The organism is Labilibaculum sp. K2S, assembly GCF_030372765.1.
In the GTDB taxonomy this organism is placed as follows: domain Bacteria; phylum Bacteroidota; class Bacteroidia; order Bacteroidales; family Marinifilaceae; genus Labilibaculum.
In genome coordinates, this window is record NZ_JAUCMW010000023.1 from 15,501 (window position 1) to 34,871 (window position 19,371).

16 protein-coding genes are annotated in these 19,371 nt (G+C 36.5%); 2 read left to right on the forward strand and 14 right to left on the reverse strand.

What is annotated here, in order from left to right; genetic code table 11:
- Positions 1-9: 9 nt before the first annotated feature.
- Together QUH73_RS18075 and kdsA are read left to right on the forward strand one after the other, a co-directional pair.
- Positions 10-1,284, forward strand: coding sequence for a replication-associated recombination protein A (locus tag QUH73_RS18075; protein WP_289531840.1), 1,275 nt, complete (start codon positions 10-12; stop codon positions 1,282-1,284).
- A 54-nt stretch (positions 1,285-1,338) separates the two neighbouring features.
- Entirely contained in the window at positions 1,339-2,157 is an 819-nt protein-coding gene (gene kdsA / locus QUH73_RS18080; RefSeq protein ID WP_289531841.1) for a 3-deoxy-8-phosphooctulonate synthase, read from the forward strand.
- Positions 2,158-2,234: 77 nt separating this feature from the next.
- On the opposite strand, the gene QUH73_RS18085 is transcribed toward kdsA, so the two are convergent.
- The 14 genes from QUH73_RS18085 to QUH73_RS18150 form a co-directional block, all read right to left on the reverse strand.
- On the reverse strand, positions 2,235-4,016 hold the full coding sequence (locus tag QUH73_RS18085; RefSeq protein ID WP_289531842.1) for an NADH-dependent [FeFe] hydrogenase, group A6: 1,782 nt from the start codon (positions 4,014-4,016) through the stop codon (positions 2,235-2,237).
- Positions 4,017-4,073: 57 nt separating this feature from the next.
- On the reverse strand, positions 4,074-5,267 hold the full coding sequence (locus tag QUH73_RS18090; RefSeq protein WP_289531843.1) for an NADH-ubiquinone oxidoreductase-F iron-sulfur binding region domain-containing protein: 1,194 nt from the start codon (positions 5,265-5,267) through the stop codon (positions 4,074-4,076).
- Positions 5,268-5,314: 47 nt separating this feature from the next.
- Positions 5,315-5,782 (reverse strand): NADH-quinone oxidoreductase subunit NuoE, encoded by a 468-nt coding sequence (nuoE, locus tag QUH73_RS18095; RefSeq protein ID WP_289531844.1) that lies wholly within the window; start codon positions 5,780-5,782, stop codon positions 5,315-5,317.
- 345 nt (positions 5,783-6,127) lie between these two features.
- On the reverse strand, positions 6,128-7,204 hold the full coding sequence (gene buk / locus QUH73_RS18100; protein WP_289531845.1) for a butyrate kinase: 1,077 nt from the start codon (positions 7,202-7,204) through the stop codon (positions 6,128-6,130).
- Positions 7,205-7,501: 297 nt separating this feature from the next.
- Positions 7,502-8,842: a serine hydrolase domain-containing protein gene (locus QUH73_RS18105; RefSeq protein ID WP_289531846.1), complete on the reverse strand. Its 1,341-nt coding sequence runs from the start codon at positions 8,840-8,842 to the stop codon at positions 7,502-7,504.
- A 386-nt stretch (positions 8,843-9,228) separates the two neighbouring features.
- Positions 9,229-10,515 (reverse strand): adenylate/guanylate cyclase domain-containing protein, encoded by a 1,287-nt coding sequence (locus QUH73_RS18110; RefSeq protein WP_289531847.1) that lies wholly within the window; start codon positions 10,513-10,515, stop codon positions 9,229-9,231.
- A gap of 258 nt (positions 10,516-10,773) precedes the next feature.
- Positions 10,774-11,892, reverse strand: coding sequence for an ABC transporter permease (locus QUH73_RS18115; protein WP_289531848.1), 1,119 nt, complete (start codon positions 11,890-11,892; stop codon positions 10,774-10,776).
- Between the two features lie 50 nt (positions 11,893-11,942).
- Positions 11,943-13,049, reverse strand: a complete 1,107-nt coding sequence (locus QUH73_RS18120) for an ABC transporter permease (RefSeq protein WP_289531849.1) — start codon at positions 13,047-13,049, stop codon at positions 11,943-11,945.
- 172 nt (positions 13,050-13,221) lie between these two features.
- Complete coding sequence (locus QUH73_RS18125) at positions 13,222-14,445, reverse strand: IS110 family transposase (RefSeq protein WP_289531850.1); 1,224 nt, start codon at positions 14,443-14,445, stop codon at positions 13,222-13,224.
- Positions 14,446-14,687: 242 nt separating this feature from the next.
- A complete protein-coding gene (locus QUH73_RS18130; RefSeq protein ID WP_289531851.1) occupies positions 14,688-15,434 on the reverse strand; it encodes an ABC transporter ATP-binding protein in 747 nt (248 codons plus the stop codon).
- Positions 15,431-16,357, reverse strand: a complete 927-nt coding sequence (locus tag QUH73_RS18135; protein ID WP_289531852.1) for an ABC transporter ATP-binding protein — start codon at positions 16,355-16,357, stop codon at positions 15,431-15,433. The genes QUH73_RS18130 and QUH73_RS18135 overlap by 4 nt, the downstream gene beginning before the upstream one ends.
- A gap of 3 nt (positions 16,358-16,360) precedes the next feature.
- Complete coding sequence (locus QUH73_RS18140) at positions 16,361-17,245, reverse strand: HlyD family secretion protein (protein ID WP_289531853.1); 885 nt, start codon at positions 17,243-17,245, stop codon at positions 16,361-16,363.
- A gap of 111 nt (positions 17,246-17,356) precedes the next feature.
- Positions 17,357-18,646, reverse strand: coding sequence for a TolC family protein (locus tag QUH73_RS18145; RefSeq protein ID WP_289531854.1), 1,290 nt, complete (start codon positions 18,644-18,646; stop codon positions 17,357-17,359).
- 10 nt (positions 18,647-18,656) lie between these two features.
- Positions 18,657-19,265 (reverse strand): TetR family transcriptional regulator, encoded by a 609-nt coding sequence (locus QUH73_RS18150; RefSeq protein WP_289531855.1) that lies wholly within the window; start codon positions 19,263-19,265, stop codon positions 18,657-18,659.
- Between the last annotated feature and the right edge of the window lie 106 nt (positions 19,266-19,371).

The window sequence follows — 19,371 nt, forward strand, 5'->3', positions numbered from 1 at the left end:
ACAAAATACATGACTCCCAATCAACCCTTAGCTGAACGATTACGCCCCACTGATCTGAAAAATTATCTAGGTCAAAAACATTTGGTCGGGGAAAATGCTGTGTTACGAAAAATGATTGAATCAGGCAATGTGTCCTCTTTTATTTTATGGGGACCTCCTGGTGTTGGTAAAACAACTTTGGCCAAAATCATTGCCAAACAACTCAACCGGCCTTTCTATACTCTTTCGGCTGTAAATTCGGGCGTAAAAGATGTGCGGGAAGTAATTTCCAAAGCTGAAAAACAAAAATTCTTCAATACTCCGAATCCCATTCTATTTATTGATGAAATACATCGATTCAGTAAATCGCAGCAGGATTCATTATTGGGAGCTGTGGAGAATGGAACTGTAACTTTGATTGGAGCAACAACAGAAAATCCATCCTTCGAAGTAATATCTCCCTTGCTTTCAAGATGCCAGGTTTATGTGCTAAAGGCTCAGGAGAAAGCTGATTTGGAAGCCCTGATTGATTATGCAATTGCCAACGACAGCTACCTAAAAGAAAAAGAAATTCTTACTCCTGAAAAGGATGCTTTGCTAAAATTTTCAGGTGGAGATGCCCGAAAACTTTTAAACATTCTGGAATTGGTGGTGAATTCTCAAAACACCGAATCTATAAGCATCACCAACGAAATGGTGACCAGAGAACTACAGGAAAACCCTTCGATGTATGATAAGGATGGAGAACAGCATTTTGACATTGCTTCTGCTCTAATAAAATCAATTCGTGGCGGAGATCCTGATGCTGCAGTGTATTGGTTGGCCCGAATGATTGAAGGTGGAGAACAACCAAAATTCATTGCCCGAAGACTGGTAATATCGGCAAGTGAAGATATTGGACTGGCAAATCCAAATGCACTTTTACTTGCAAATGCATGTTTTCAGTCGGTCAATTTGGTTGGAATGCCGGAATCGCGCATTATTTTATCCGAAACAGCCATTTATCTGGCAACTTCACCCAAAAGTAATGCCTCTTACATGGCAATCAACAGAGCTCAGTCATTGGTTAGAGAAACTGGTAATTTATCTGTACCGCTTCATTTACGAAATGCTCCAACCAAACTAATGAAAGATCTGGGTTACAAAAAAGACTATTTATACTCCCACGATTATCCAGGTAATTTTGTGGAGCAGCAATACCTTCCGGATCAAATAAAAACTCAAAGATTATACATCCCGCAGCAAAATGCTCAGGAATTAAAAATTTGGGAAAGATTAAGAAGCTGGTGGAAGAACAGGTTTTAATTTCTGCTTAAACACGCAAAAATTATTACTTTTGCCCTAAATAAATTGAATATCATGATAGAAAATATTCCAAACATAAAACATACAGATAGTGGTAACTTCTTTCTTTTGGCCGGTCCTTGTGCCATTGAAGGGGAAGAAATTGCCATGAAAATTGCTGAACGAATTGTTCAGATTACTGATAAACTTGAAATCCCTTTTATTTTTAAAGGATCTTACCGGAAAGCAAACCGAAGCAGATTAGATTCATTCGCCGGCATTGGTGATGAAAAAGCTTTGAAAATATTGAAAAAGGTAAGCGATACTTTTGGCATACCTACTGTTACAGATATTCACACTGCAGAAGAAGCCGCAATGGCTGCGGCTTATGTTGATGTGTTACAGATTCCTGCTTTTTTATGTCGCCAAACTGATTTATTGGTTGCTGCAGCGGAAACAGGAAAAGTTGTGAATATTAAAAAAGGCCAGTTTCTTTCTGCTGAATCGATGAAATTTGCTGTAAATAAAGTGCGCGAATCGGGAAATAACCAAGTAATCCTAACTGATCGCGGAAATATGTTCGGCTATCAAGATATGATTATAGATTACAGAGGAATTCCTGTAATGCAAGAAAATAATTGTCCTGTAGTTTTGGACATTACTCACTCGTTACAGCAACCAAACCAAACAAGCGGAGTTACCGGTGGTCGCCCTGAATTAATCGAAACTGTAGCCAAAGCAGGCATTGCTGTTGGTGTAGATGGAATCTTCATCGAAACTCATCCTGATCCGGCAAACGCAAAATCGGATGGAGCCAACATGCTTCACCTGAATTATTTAGAAGATTTATTGACTAAGCTGGTTGCTATTCGAAAAGTGATCAATCAATTTTAAATACAAACAAAAGATCCGGCCACAAAACCGGATCTTTTTTCACTTACTAATTACCGCTCATTGTCTTTAATTAAACACTAATACTGTTCCCTCTTTACGTAAGAAGTATGAAGAAGTTTATGTGATTTATGACTTAGAGGCTCATCCAAAAATTCCTTATATATCTGAACAATTTCAGGATTTTCATGAGATTTTCGAATTGGAAGATTCCTATCCTCTTCGTAAAGAGCATTCATCCTCTGCATTCGAATTTCATTATCTACAGGGAATGGCTGACCACCACCCCCCAAACATCCGCCGGGGCAAGCCATTATTTCAATAAAATGATAGAATTTATCGCCTTTTTTTATTACCTCCAGCAATTGGTGAGCATTCTCGAGACCATTTGTTATGGCACATTTTAATTCAACTCCTTCCAAGAAATTCCATGCTTCAACAGTTCCCTCAATTTTAATAGTTACCTCTTTAACACCTTCCAAACCACGAACAGGAATAATCTCCAAATTTTCGAAAGGAACTTCTCGACCTGTAACAATCTCGTAAGCCGTTCTTAAAGCAGCCTCCATAACGCCACCGGTGGCACCAAAAATAGCCCCTGCACCAGAACCGACACCCATTATTGAATCAAAACTTTCATCATTCAATTTTTCGAATTCAATACCCGCTTGCCTAATCATTACAGCCAATTCTCTGGTGGTCAAAACAAAATCAACATCTTTATAACCACTGTCTTTCATTTCAGGGCGATTTGCCTCAAATTTTTTAGCCGTACAAGGCATAATAGAAACAGATATGATATTTTCCGGCGCAACATTTACATTTTTAGCATAATACGTCTTAGCCAAAGCACCAAACATTTGTTGAGGGGATTTACATGTAGAAAGATTAGGTAAATACTCAGGATACTTATGCTCTATGTATTTTACCCAACCCGGTGAACAAGAAGTAGCCATAGGCAAGGCAACCTCAGGATCATCATCCACCAGTGCCCGCTTTAATCGGGTTAGCAATTCAGTTCCTTCCTCCATGATGGTTAAATCAGCCGTAAAATTGGTATCCAGAACGGAATCAAAACCCAATCTCTTTAAAGCTGAAACCATTTTCCCGGTAACGCGGGTACCCAATCCCAAACCAAGTTCCTCTCCTAATCCAACACGAACGGCCGGAGCAGTTTGTACAATAACATGTATATCCGGATCGGCAAGTGCATCCCATACTTTTTCCACATATGATTTTTCCGTTAACGCGCCCGTTGGACAATGAACAATACACTGACCACAATTGGTACAAACAACCTCATCAAGCGATCGGTCGAAAAATGTGGAGATCTTCATTTCAGATCCTTTATGAGCAACCGCAATAGCACCAACACTCTGTATTTCTGCACATGTCCGAACACATCTCTGGCAACGGATACACTTACTGTCATCCTTCTCAATTGCTGGAGAAAGCCTATCAACCGTATAATTTTTATCCGGTACCAAATCAATAAAATCTTGATTTGTGATTTGATATTCGGCAGATAATGCTTGCAGTTCACAATGCCCGTTACGGTAACATTTAGTACATTCTTCTCTATGTTCTGTTAATAAAAGCTCAATAATATGCTTGCGGCAATTTCTTACCTTTAAAGTGTTTGTATTGATCTCCATCCCCTCTGCAACAGGAGTGGCACAGGAAGCTACTAATTTATGATTACCCACCTGTTCAACAACGCAAACTCTACAGTTTCCTGCTACACAAAGGTCTTTGTGGTAACAAAGGGTTGGTATTTTTATATGGAGATGTTTTGCAGCCTCGAGTATGGTCTTATTTTCCTCAACACTAACAGCAATTCCATTAATTGTTAAATTCACCATGTTTGACATATCAATTTCAGTTTAAATTGTTCAAAATTCAGATTGGTTATTTTCTTACTAATAAATCATCTCCTCGCGGAAATTTTCTACAATAGACGAAAACGAATTCGCCACTGATTGACCCAATCCACATTTAGCTGTCAACTTCATGGTTTCAGTTAATTTAAGTAGTTGATCGAGATAAGAGGTTGGTTTTTCGCCACGTTTAACCGCTTTAATTCCTTTTAGAAGTTGCTGACACCCAACCCGGCATGGAGTACATTGTCCGCAAGATTCTTCCTCAAAGAATTCAAGATAATTATTAAGAACATTATACATGGATCGTGAACTATTAAAAATCATCATAGATCCTCCTGTAGGCAAAGATATGCCCGTTAATTTCCCTTCGTAACCAATTGTTGTTTTTGCAAAACGTTTACGCGGAACCAAAAAACCCGATGCACCGCCAACCTGAACTGCCTTACAATCGCCATCACCAAAATCATCAACAAAATCTTGAACAGTCATACCTAATTCCAACTCATAAATACCCGGTATAGGAGTATCGCCGGATACGGAAAACACCTTAGAACCACGAGAATCCTTAACACCCAGATCTCTAAACTTTTTGGCTCCAAATTTTAGTATTGTGTATGAATGTGCAAGGGTTTCAACATTATTAACTACTGTAGGTTTTCCTTTAAAACCATTCACACTAGGAAATGGAGGTTTATTTCTAGGTTCCCCTCTTTTGCCTTCCATGGATTCAATAAGAGCACTCTCTTCACCACAAATGTATGCTCCGCTTCCTAAAAAAATTTCAACCCTGAAATCCAATCCCAACTCATCCAATATATCATGAAATTTTCTTAGTTCTTTCTTTAAATCAGGAACTAAGAATTTATATTCTCCTCTTAAATAAATATAGCCTTTTTGTGCTCCGATAATTTTGGCACACATAGCCATACCCGAAAGAACCTTATGAGGTACTCTTGTTAAGATTTCCCTGTCTTTAAACGTTCCCGGTTCCCCTTCATCTGCATTACAGATTACATATTTTTCTTTTTCTTTAGATTCAGCAGTCAGTTTCCATTTTAGTCCTGTAGGGAAACCTGCCCCGCCTCTTCCTTTAAGACCAGAATTCACCATTTCATTGACAATTTCCTGGTCAGATCTTGACAATGCATTTCGAAGAATCTCTTTACAATCATCATCATTATTAAAGATCAAATCGATTCTATGAAGTTGTTTCTTAGTTGCTGTTGTTGTCATACCTAAGGGTATTTAGATGTTAGTTTTGCTTTGTTAGGTTTTGATGTTTAATTTTTTTCCTTGTACTCACGCAGAATATCCACAACTTTTTCCGGACTTAACTCTGTATATACCTCATCGTTTATCAACATAGCGGGAGCCTTGTGGCACCACCCCAAACAGTTTGTTTGAAGAATGGTAAATTTTTTATCGATAGTAGTTTCACCAACTTTAATTTTCAAAAAATTCTCTATTGCAAGAACAATTTGATTTTTTCCCTTCATTGCACACGTGATGGTTTTACATACACGAATTACATACTTCCCTCGTGGTTCAATATCCAGAAAAGAATAAAAACTTGCAGTTCCATAAACATCTGCAGCAGGAATACTCATTTCCTTCGAAATTTTTAGAATTGCTTCCTCTGAAAGAAATCGTTCCTGATCAATTACTCCCTGTAATATTGGAAGCAGATTTTCCCGGTCTTTCCCATGTTTAGAAACCAAATTCTGCACTAATTTTTCATGAAAATCCATAAAGTAATGCTTTAAGAGTTAATATTATTAGAGTTTCTCTTTGAAGATAAAAAAAATAAAGAAATTTTTCTCTATTTAATTTTATCAACTCTAATACAACACATTAAACGTTTCACTAAAAAAATCAACATCACATAATATCACAAAAACAACAAACACCCTATAAAATATAATATCTAAAGGAATAAATTTGCATAATAATTTTTCTTTATATTCAATAGATAGTGTTGCGAAACATGGCTAATTTCAATTTAGACTTCTTTTAAACTGTGATTTTCCACGTACAGCACAAAAAAAAGCCTTCGGTACATTACCGAAGGCTTTCTTTATTAGACCGTTATATTATTAACAATATTCCCGAGGTTCAATTTCATTACGCAGAACCATATATCCATTCATTGCCAATGCTTTCATTTCATCTTCTCCGGGATATACAACCACAGGAGCAATAAAAGAAACCATTTCTTTAATATAATTTACCAAATCAGGATTATGAGCAATTCCACCTGTCAGAAGAATTCCATCCACCTTACCTTTTAAAACTGTTGCCATTTCTCCAATAGATTTCCCAACCTGATAGGACATAGCATCCTGAATCAATTTTGCATTTGCATCACCGGCTTTGGCTTTTAACTCAACATCATAAGCATCATTTGTTCCTAAATGAGCAACCAAACCTCCTTCGCCCTTAATCATCTTTTTTACATCTTCAAGGGTATAGTCTCCACTAAAACAAAGTTTTGCCAATGCTCCGGCAGGAAGTGTACCCGATCTCTCAGGAGAAAATGGTCCTTCGCCATCTAAAGCATTGTTTACATCAATTACTCTTCCTTTACAGTGAGCACCAACAGAAATTCCACCACCTAAATGAGCAACAATCACATTAATTTCCTCATACTTCTTATCAACCGACTGCGCAAAAGCACGACCAATTGCTTTCTGATTTAAAGCATGAAAAATAGACACTCTTTGAAATTCCGGATGACCCGATATCCTGGCAACATCAATCATTTCATCAACAACAACCGGATCTGCAATATAAGCTTTCGCTCTTGGTAATGCCTGAGCAATATTATCTGCTATTAAGCCACCTAAATTACTCGCATGTTCTCCAAGAACACCAATTCTTAAATCTTCTTTTAAACGCTCATTTACCACGTAAATTCCAGATTCAATTGGCTTCACCAATCCTCCTCGTCCAACAACTGCTTCGATTAAATCTATTTGAATTTCTGCATCCACCAGCTCTTTCATAATAATATTCTTACGAAATTCGAACTGTTCAGAAATTTTACCGAACTGAGCCAATTCTTCGTTCGAATGCTTTATATTTTTCAAGAAGACAGATTTATCTCCCTGAAATACAGCGATTTTAGTAGATGTGGAGCCAGGATTAATAGCCAAGATTCTACGAGTTTCCATTTGTTAAGTAGTTTGTGTTTGTGTATTATTCAATTTGAATGCAAAAATACCAAACTTGATTAGAATTCAATATCATTTAATGACATTTTACTTCAATTTATCCAATTTGTTTGATTTTTAGTAATAAATTATCACAAAGCCCACCAACTTAGCGGAAATACAAAGAAAGGATCTAATTTTTATTGATAATCAATTAAATCGCATAAGTAAAACAGTTACACAAAAATAGAGACACTACCTTTGGGAGCAATCAAAAATTAAATTTACTCTGAAAAAGAGAACGCAGAAGAATTAATTTTAGCTCCAATCTTGGTAGGACGGCAATTTGTCGAGAGCAATTACCTCCTGACGGGCTTCAAAATGATTAAAAAGATCATGATCGGGCCATTCATTTACCGATCTTAAAAATTGAGTCATTATCATACTTAGATCCTTTGTAAAATCGGATCCACGCCAAGTAGAACTATTGGTGATGATTACATAACTTACACCATTTTCGTTGTGCTTTAATAAAGCTGAACTTCCTGCTAAAGTACCGGTTCTCCACCAAGTACCATCACCTCGGGTTCCTTTCCAGCCAATCGGACTATGCCCAAGCTTATTTGGCGTAGTCATATATTTTATGCTTTTTTTGGAAAGAATGTCTGGAAGAGTATCATCACCATCAATGGCCATCATAAATTTAATCAGTTCAGCGCCTGATGCAATCCAACCGCCTGCACCGCCAAGAACTTCCAAATTATTTCCGCCATTGCTTCTAAAAACAGTTTTTCCGGATCCGTCAAACGAAGAAATTTTAATCGCATCAGACTGCTCGTAATAATTTACCTCATTAGGAAAATGATCCTTTTGAAGGCTTTTCCCTAAATGCATATCAAAAATTCCCGAAGGATTTAAAATATGAGCTTGAACATATGTCTCATAGGGTTCTTCAACCAGTTTTTCTATAACTTTCTCGAGAATAACGTAACCTAGGTTAGAATAACTCCCTCTGGTTCCGGGTGTAAAGCTTAATCTTCTTGATAAGGCAAACTGAATCGTAGTTTGAGCATCGATTGGCGGTTCAACATTCATTTTTTTCGCTATTGCCAAAGGCAAAAACATTGGATCTCCGTATTTGCTTGAAAATCCAGATGAATGGCGCAGTAAATGCTCCACAGTAATTCTTTTGGTCCGCTTATCCTTAATGTTGCTATACCTCTCATCATTCAGAATACCATGTTCCCCGAAAACGTAATCATCTAAATGTAATTTACCTTCCTCCTGCAATTTCATGATTGCTGTTGCAGTAACCAATTTGGAAACGCTCGCAATTCGAAACAAACTGGATGGCACAACCTCTTTCTCTTTATCCACATCAGAATAACCATAGCCTTTCGCAAAAACCAATTTACCATCTTTTACAACAGCAACAGTTGCGCCTGCAACTTCCCACTTCCTTAAAAAGCGATTTAGTATTTTATCAGCCCTTTTAGTTTGATCGCTATCAGATAATTTATTTGAAATTCTATGAGATACTGCTTCGATACTGTTATTGATCGGCACAGTGGGAGCTTCCTGTGTAGAGAAACTTAACGTCTGGTCAAGAATAACCAGAGCGACAACGATAATTATTGATACTAATCTTCTTACAATCATTAAATGTAATTTGATTCAACTTGTTATATTTCAACATCACAACTCATCCCAGCAACAAGCCAGTACATTCTTTCTACTATTAAGGATACAAAAATGTTTATATTTTTTCGTAATACCATTCTAAATTAGCCTCTATTTATAAATAGTAAAAATAGAGGCTTTTATCGCAAATATAATTTATTTAATCATCAAAACAAGTCAATTGAACAAAAGCAAGCCATGTATAAAGGTGTAAGTTCATCTACTTTAAAGCAATCTGAAAAGCATAATTATGAATGAAAAAATGTTTAAAATGAAAAAAAAAGCAGAACATTAGCTATTTAATCCAACGGCATAAAAAACGAAACTGAAGTTACTTGATGTCAGAAATGCTGGTTTTTAATGAATTATACCACCTGAAACAATTCAATTTTTTCATCAATTCCTTTCATCTTAATTTTTCCAAGATCAATTAAAGTATTACGATTGCCATTTAATTGATCAGCGACTGCCCTGCTCACTAAAAATTGTGAATCGAATTGCTTATTTAATTGTTCTATGCGAGAAGCTATTATTACATTTTTGCCCGCAATGGAAAATTGTTTACGGATTTCATTGCCTATATTCCCTGTAATTACTTCGCCACAATGAAGACCTATACCAACACGGGTTTTATCACCGTTTATCTCATTCCTGCAATGATTAATAACTTCGACAATTTGAACACCCGCACAATATGCATCGAACACATGGTTTGGATTTTCAACTGCAACACCAAAAGAAGCCATAAATCCATCCCCCAGTATTTGGTGAATAATTCCATTGTTCTTCTCTATAATCCGGATAAGAGGATCAAAAATTGCATTTTGAAATTCGATAGTTTCTTCAGGACTTTGCTGATCGGCCATTGATGTGAAATTACGAATATCCATAAACATAATAGATCCTATTATTTTTTGCCCCACCTTATCATTTTTATGCAAAATCAATTCTCTCGCAACATGTGTTGATAACTGCTGACCAAGAAGAGATTCCATTTCATTTTGATCATCTTTTGCTTTCAGCAGATTATTCACCCTCTTTCGTATTTCTGCAGCTACCACGCCTGCAATTATTCCTGCTGACAATAAACCCATACTCCTCATCAAATAAATTTCAATCATCTGCTCAACATCTCCAACAGGTTTCAAAAATTGTATCCCCCAGTAAGAAACGCCCCAATATCCAATGCAAGCCAATATGCCGGCCCCCAGGGAGATCTTAAAATCAAGATGCATTGCCGACAGCATCAAAAGCAAAAAATAAAAGGTAAGCCCATCGTATTCCAACACCAAAAGTGAGTTGTCATATTTTATTGCATTAAGTAGAATAACGGCTGGTAATCCAAACTCCATAATTAAATTGGGAATCAAAACTTTTTTAGAAATGGAACGCTTGTTTCTAATGAGCCAATTCATCCGGATAAACACAAAAATTTCGAACAAGAAAAAAATCATCCACCAAAAGAGCATCGAATGAACAAACTTTTTGTTATTCAAAGAGTCTCTCAATAAATTAGGACTTAAATGATGCAGCACTGGAATTAACACAGAGCTGATTAGGAAAAGAACTAAAATAATACCAACCCGCTTCCTTTCAATTTTAAGAAACTCCAGATGTAATGGCTCATGAAATTTATAATGTTCTGCAAACATGATGGAAGATTTAAATAGGTCTCAAAATAAAATTATATTGACAAACCATGCAATTAGAAATAGATTAATGCCACATTTTTACCGGTAAATAATCCCCTGTTTCAATAAATTCAACATTCTACTTCAGTAAAAATTGAGTGATCAGTTAACTCATCCAATTTACAAGCAGACTATAATCGCACAAAGTCAAGACTTTGTAAGCGCAAGTATTCTTTACGCCTGCAAGCTTCCTTCAGAATCAGACAAAAACTAACGTTATTAAGCAACCTTTCGATACCGATTTACGGCAATCCCTAGTATTGTAACAGCGTACACTCCCAGAATACTTAACTCCTTTGCAACATCCATAAATCCGGATCCCTTCAGCATAATCATTCTAATTATTTTAATGAAATAAGCGACAGGATTTAAATAATTCAGTTTTTGTCCCCACATGGGCATACTGTCTGTGGGCGTAAACAACCCACTCATCATGATAAAAATAATCATGAAAAACCAGGCAATAAACATGGCTTGTTGCTGCGTATCGGTTTGGGTTGATATCAACAAGCCAATACCTAAAATAGTAAGCAGATAAACAAATGCAACTAAATAAATTAACCAAACCGAGCCTAAAATTGGAATTTTGAACACAAATGCAGCAAGCAGTAAACCAACTCCCAGTTCAAAAAACCCAATCACTAAAAACGGTATTAATTTCCCAATCAGAAATTGATACTTTTTAATTGGTGTAACGTTAATTTGTTCTATGGTACCAATTTCTTTTTCGCGCACAACATTCATCGCAGACAAAAACAGTCCAATTACAGTCACCAATAAAACCAAAATCCCAGGAAGCATATAGGGAATGTATTTCATTTCAGGATTGAACAAAAAGGAATATGTATTTTGAACCTGAAGAATACCATTGGCTTTTCTCAGTGTTTGAAACCTGGCATTTACCTGCAAATTATATTCCTGTATTACCGATAAAATATAGGCATTGTATAATCCGGCAGCACTGGCATCTATTGCATTTACCAACACCTGAACCGCCGCAGGCTCCTTTTTATCCACCAACTTTCCAAAACCATTCTCAAAAACCAGAATCGCATCAACATCGTCCTTTAACAGCTCATCTTCAGCATTATTAATCGAAAAATCGATATCCTTAACGGTAAAAAAAGGAGAACCATTAAATTTTGAAATAAGTTCACGGGAATGGCTGGAAAGATCTTTATCAACAACAAACAAATTGGTGTTTTTCATTTCGTAAGTTGCTGCAAACACCAATACACACAGCTGAATGATTGGCAAAACAAAAATTACAGGCAACATACTTTTGTTTCTAAAGATCTGTAGAAACTCTTTTTGTAATATGAATTTTATAGTGCGCATCTTTTATTTACGTTGCAGTTAAAAAAAATAATTTTAAAATTCGATGGGTATTACTCCAATCTGATTTTAAATTTTTTGACGCTGAGACCAATAAATCCAGCAGTCATTCCAATAAGAATTAAGGTTTCTTTCCAAACAAATTCAAATCCAGCTCCCTTTAACATGATATTTTTGATGATGATAATGAACCATCGTGGTGGAATAATGTGACTGATGATTTGCAGAGGTACAGGCATATTCCGTAAAGGAAAAATGAAACCTGAAAGCAAAATTGTCGGCAGCATTAATGCAAACATCGAAAGCATCATTGCAACCTGCTGACTGTCCGAAACTGTTGAAATAAAAATTCCTAAAGACAAAGCCATCAGAATAAACAAAAGACTCTCTGCCATAAGTAAGGCGAAACTACCCAAAACCGGAACTCCAAATACAAAATAACCCATTCCGACAATTACCAAAGCATTAATAAAGGACAAAAACAGATAAGGCGTAACTTTCCCTAAGATAATTTGCAAAGGACGCAACGGCGAAACCAGCAAAATCTCCATGGTTCCCATTTCCTTTTCACGTGCTATAGATATAGAAGTCATCATGGCAGAAACCAACATCAATATCGTAGCCATAATTCCGGGAACAAACATAAAAACACTCTCCATATTGGGATTAAAATACATTCTTGTTTGGGGCATGATTTGACTGGGAATTATCTTCCCTCTATTAATTTCCAGATTGTAATTCTGAAGAATTCCCTGAAGATAATTCACCTCTAAACTTGCCATATTGGGTTCAGAAGCATCAGTCAGTATTTGCACCGAAGCTTTTGATCCTTTAATCAGATTTTTCCCGAAATCAGGCTCAAACACCAAAACCAGCTTCGTTTCTCCTTTTCGGAAAAGCTCATCTACCTGTGCAATGCCATCCAGACTCTCAACAAGTTTAAAATAACCTGAAGAGGTGATTTTATTAATGATTTCAGATGTATATTCATCTTTGGAATGATCAACAACAGCCATTTTAACATCTTTAAGATCGTTGGTAATTACAAAACCAAAAAGAAGCAACTGCACAATAGGCATTCCAAATAATATCAGCATCGATCTTTTATCGCGAAAAATGTGATAGAATTCTTTTTTCAGGAAACCGATAAATCGTTTCATTCGTAATTATTTAATTTAACATTTTAAATATCAATATCTTATAAACCAGTTAGGATGTTTCAAATTTTCATTCTCATGCTCTTGGCAATACTCTTTTGTCCTTAACTGATTAGGTCAGTTTCATGCGCGTTGTTAAAGCGTACAGTAAAAATCGACCTTATTTTTTTGCAGCTTATGCTGCAGTTAATTTTTCTAATTGTTGCTTATAGTACGCTATTAAGCGGTCTCTTCTAAAATTATTTAGATGGTCTGCCCCAAGCTCATTAAATGCAACTTTATCTTTTATGATAAAATAGGTGGCTATTAATATTTTGTGTCCCAATGCTATTATTGCTTTTTTCTTTCCTCTTCGTCCTGCAAGGCTTTTGTACTTTGCACTTAGATAAGTGTTTTTTGTCCGGGAGGCTGCCCAACCACATTCGACTAAAAGACTGCGCAAATATTTATTCCCGTAGGTGATGCGTCCACTTTTGTTCTTTCCGGCTGATTCGTTACTCCCGGGACAAACTCCGGCCCAAGATGCCAAATGGTTTTGGTCTGGGAATTGTTCCATATCCACACCTACTTCTGCAATTATTTTATTTGCCCCATCTTTCCCAACCCCGGGAATACTTTCCAAAAGTTCCTGTTCAATTTTAAAGGGCTCGATGCAGTTGTTTATCTGGGCTTCAACTTCCGATACTGTACTTTCAACCTTGGAAATGTTTCCCATTATGGTTTTTAACATGAACTTGTGGTGAGGCGTTATGTAACCCGTTAAAGCTTCTTTTATATCTTCCCGGCTGGCTTTTACCCTGCCATGTACATACTGCAAAAGCTGCTCCGGACGATAATCCTCGCAGGACAAAATATGGTTGATGATTTTTGTGCCTGTTGCGCCAAATACATCGTTTAATACACTCGAAAGTTTAATGTTCGCATCTTCAAGTATCTTTTGAAAACGGTTCCTCTCTGCAGAGATTTGATTGGTAAGCTTTGTCTTATAACGGGTCAAATCACGCAGTTCCCTTATTCTGCGTTCCGGTATGAAACTACCCTTTAGCAAACCACTTAAAAGTAACTTTGCCAACCAACGACTGTCCTTTTTGTCTGTTTTATGACCTGGCACATTTTTAACATGCCTGGCATTAACCAACAGAATCATAAAATCGTCTCCCAATACATTAAAAACCGGCTTCCAGTAAACCCCTGTGCTTTCCATTGCAACATGGGTAACTTTGTTTTTCAATAACCACTCTCTCAATTTTATCAAAGAACTTGTAAAACTCTTAAAACTTTTTGTTTGTGTTTTTATACCTTTGCCTTGGATGGTTGCTACTATTATGTCTTTGTGTACATCCATCCCACTGCCGCATTCAACGACTTGTTCAAATTCGATAACTTCTTTTTCTTTCATAGCTCTTAGCAATTTTGTTTCGCAACTCTAAGCTAAGGGCTATTTTGCTGGCAAACCACAAATTACATGTCCTTTTGTAGCTGCTCATTTAAGTTTTTATCCCAGCGATCCGGGTTTCATGTGTCTAAAATTTGTTTAAAGATGTCACATGGAACTCCCAAATTGCAAGCATATTCCTGTGTGTAAAGCCTTTTATATGGGTATTCCATCTGTTTATATTTTTAGTAAATCCGTTCAGATTCTTACTCTTTGTAATTGCTTTTTCTTGCCAAACGAAGAAAAACCTCATCCATATCTTTGGCTTCGAATTTATTTTTTAGTCCTTCCGGAGTATCCAAGGCTTCAATTCTTCCATCAACCATTATTGAAACCCGGTTGCAATACTCTGCCTCATCCATATAGTGAGTGGTTACAAAAACGGTAATTCCATTTCGGGAAGCTTCGTAAATCAGATCCCAAAACTGCCTTCGGGTAACCGGATCAACCCCTCCGGTTGGTTCATCTAAAAACACGATTTCAGGATTGTGAAAAATAGCAACGGAAAAAGCCAGCTTCTGCTTCCAACCAAGAGGCAGTTCACCAATTCGTTTGTTTCGGGCATGAACCAAATCCAGTTTTTTCAACAAATCATCCGATTTCGACTTGATATCCTTCGAAGACATTCCATAAATACCGGCATAGAAACGAATGTTCTCAAAAACAGTTAAATCCTCATACAAAGAAAACTTCTGACTCATGTAACCAATATTTCGCTTCAGTTCTTCCCTTTGTTTGTAAACATCTAAGCCGGCAACCATTATTTCTCCGGATGTAGGATACGAAAGTCCACATAATATTTTCATTGCAGTAGTCTTTCCGGCTCCATTTGCACCCAAAAAGCCAAAAATCTCACCCTTATATACATCAAAAGACAAATCATCATTTGCTGTAAACGAGCCAAACTTTTTAGTCAAGTTTCTTACTGATATTACTTTGTTATCTGAATTCATTCCTGAACAGTATTTTGTTGACTCAAGGCCATAAAACAATCCTCTATACCTGCTGCAATTTGTTTAATTTCAACATGATCCTGCCCTTTCGATTTTAAATAATCTTTCAAATCCGAAAGCACAACAACATCTCTAACATCTGTATAGTGAACACTTTGACCAAATAAAAAAACAGAATTAACAAATGGATAAGCACGTAAATCCAACAAAAGCTGATAGGTATCTTTTGCTTCAAAAGAGTACAAATCTTTTTCGAAATTGGCGATTATACCAGACGGGCTATCCAAACTTAGTATTTCGCCTGATTGCATTAAAGCAACTCTTTCGCATAAATTTGCCTCATCCATATAAGGAGTAGCCACAACTATGGTAATTCCTTTAGTTTTTAAACCTTTCAGCATCTGCCAAAACTCACTTCTCGAAACCGCATCAACACCTGTTGTAGGTTCATCTAAAAGCAATATTTTAGGCTGATGAATCAGCGCACAGCAAAGAGCCAGTTTTTGCTTCATTCCGCCGGATAATTTGCCCGCCGGTCTGTTCTTAAAAGGTTCAATCTGCACCCAAATATCCCGAATCATATCCATATTGTCTTCAATTCGGGTATTAAAGACTGTTGCGAAGAAATTCAGATTTTCCAAGACTGTTAAATCCTGATAAAGAGAAAACTTACCCGGCATATAGCCTAATATATTTCTAATGTGTTTGTATTCCTTCACCATCTCGAAACCGCACAATGCAGCTGAACCGGAATCGGGAAGTAAGAGAGTCGCAAGCAGGCGAAACAGGGTTGTTTTCCCTGCACCATCAGGCCCTATTAATCCGAACAATTCTCCCGATTCAATATTCAGATTAATCTCTTTAAGAGCTGAAACATCACCGTAAGATTTCGATAAATTATTTATACTAATAGTAGAGTTCATATGCTATTTGAATCTAATTTCTCCCGGCATTCCAATCTTCAAACGTCCGTCATTTACCACCTTAACCTTAAGAGCATAAACCAGTTTCACACGTTCCTTTTTTGTTTGGATAATTTTGGGTGTAAATTCAGATTGGGAAGAAATCCAAGTCACTTTCCCCTGAAGCATTTCATTCTCCTCTTTATTTTTATCAATCAATACCTTCACCTCTTGACCAATTTTAAGCTCCGAAAGCTGATCACCGCTGATGTAAACCCGTAAATCCAGTGTCCTCAAATCGGCTAATTTAAATAGTGGTGTTCCTGTGTTCACCATTTCATAAGCTTCATGATATTTTTCTAAAACCGTAGCGGTCTCAGGCACATATATCTTACTTTTCTCAATTAAATCGTTTAAGGATTCAATTTTTCGATCAAGACTTTCCAACTCTCCCAAAACCTTGGCATTCTCGGTTTTAACCGATTGTATTTGCTTCTGAGCAAGCAAAATTCCACCATTAACATCATCAACATCTTTGCTGGTTGCTGCGCCGTCTGCAAACATTTTATCAATTCTTGATTTATCTTTTTCAAGGATAGAAATCTGTTCCTGATAAACCGCTATGCGAGAAAGGATATTCTTCACTCCTGAGGCTACGGCTGATTTTTGTGCTTTTAACTGCTCTCTTTGCAGATACAACTGAATGGTATCAATAAGTCCCACCTGCTTTGCCTCTGAAAATACATCTCCCTCATTTACATCAAGAGCAAGTATTTTACCGCTGTTTTCAGCTGAAATCATATATTCTGTAGCCTCAAAATTTCCAAAAGCATCCGACTCGGTTTCATTTTGATTGCAACCAAAAGAAAAGAAAAGAATGGCTGCTCCTATAATTGTAGTTAATTTCATATGCTTTTTATTTGTTTTTTAGTTGCCATATGGAACTTATCATCAATAAATAATTATTCTTGTATGTGAGATAATAATTATTTAATCATGCACGTTTCATTTTATTGATATTTAAATTCCTTTGATTCGTTTAAATTCAGCCAATGATTGCTGTAATTGAGTTGCATGGTATTCTTTATTTAATTTCGCTTGAATCTCCTTATTCAAATCCTCTAAATAATCACTTGAAGTAATCACTCCATTATCCAACTGCGAGGCTGAACTTCTGCTAATTTCCTCCTGCAATCCGATGATGGCATCATCCTTTTCCAGTAAAATTTCGAATTTCCTGATCTCACTGCTTTCCTCCCCCAAATTAATAAGTTGATTTTGCGTAAAACTCAACTCCTGGGTTCCCAATAAATCTTTTTGAATCCCAATTACTTTTTGCTTTCTGCGATTTGATTTCCAATCGAAAATATTCCAGGAAATTTTTGCTCCCAACATGTAATAAGTATCAAATTCATCCTTCAATTGATTGTAACCGGGATTTCCATATCCCATCTGACCAAAAGCAGACACCACTGGATACCGGTCTTTCTTCAAAAGTTCTTTTTGAGCATCCAACAATGATTGCCGGCTTAAGTACCATTGATATTCGGGTCTATTTTTAGATTCCAAACCATTAACATTTACTGATGGTTGATCAAATTCTGTTTCTTCGAGTTTTGTATTCACACTCAAACTGCGCCCCATTAGCTGAGAAAGAACATTAAATGAGGATTCCTCATGAGCATTTAGTTCCAGCACCTGCTGTTCTATTAAAAGCAATTCAGACTCCATAATTTTCAGATTGGCAGGAAGCACCATACCATTCTCCACAGCAGATTTCAATTGCTGTAAGCGTTTAATAATGGTATTTTGTTTATCAAGTATGACCAATTTACTTTTTCGAACCAACAAAATTCCAAAATAGGCCATATTAACGCGTTCACGAAGTTGATACATCTGAATCTCCAGATTTTTAATTTCAACCTCCGACGATTTCCTCTCTACCTCAATTCTATCTTGAGTTTTTCCGCCATCATATATCAACTGCTCCACATCTAAGTTTAGCGAGTATCTATCTTTTGGCGCTTTGGGCGTATTCATTCCAGGAAATGAAATACCTGTTACATCGGACTGATAACTGAGGCTTCCATTGGCATAAATCTTTGGTAAATAGGCAAGCTTCAAATTCTCAGTATTCAAATCCGAAGATTTACTCAAAAGTTCCTTTCCTTTCATTAATGGGAAAAATTCCTGAACTTCTTTCTGACATTGATCCAAACTAAGAACCTCTTCCTGAGACCATCCTATCTGAATCTTAAAAAAAACAATCAGCAAAATAATGTATTTGCTTTTTCTACAAATTGATATCATTTCAACAGAATTAAATTTTAATTGATTGAATAACAAAGTCTGCAACACGATCTGATCTGGATTTCAGCACTTCACCCATGTCTTCATTTTCATACAGAAATTTCTCTGATAAAGGCCGGCTTACAAATGGGAAAACAGATAAACTGATGATATTAAGAATTAACTCTCTGGGATCAATCGGTCTTATTATTCCTGATTTAACAGCTTCATTAATTTGAAATGCTGTCTTTTTCTTTCCCTCCAAAACTCCTTCAATATCCATCAGCTTAAGTATTCTGGCAGGATCCGTATTCACTTCATTAATCACAAAATTGGGAATGAATGGGTATTCAATCAACACTTCGTGATAGTGTTTGCAAATATTCCTGATTTTTTGAAACAATTCAGAATCATCTGCTAAAAAGGCGGCCAACGGGCGAAGCATTTTTTTTAATGCTTCATCAAAAACCTGTTCAAATAATTTTTCTTTATTCCGATAGTAATAATGGAGCAAAGCTTTATTTATTCCTGCACGATCTGCAATCTCCTGCATTCTGGCTCCGGCTAATCCTTTTTGTGCAAAAATAGTTCTTGCAGCAATTAGAATATTCTCTTGGGTCTCGACTGATTTCTTTTCCATTTCTATTTTATTAACCAATTGGTTAATGCAAATGTATTGCTTTTTTTTATCCCTCCAAATAAATTTGCTATTTTTTTAACCAAATGGTTAAAAAAATACACAACAA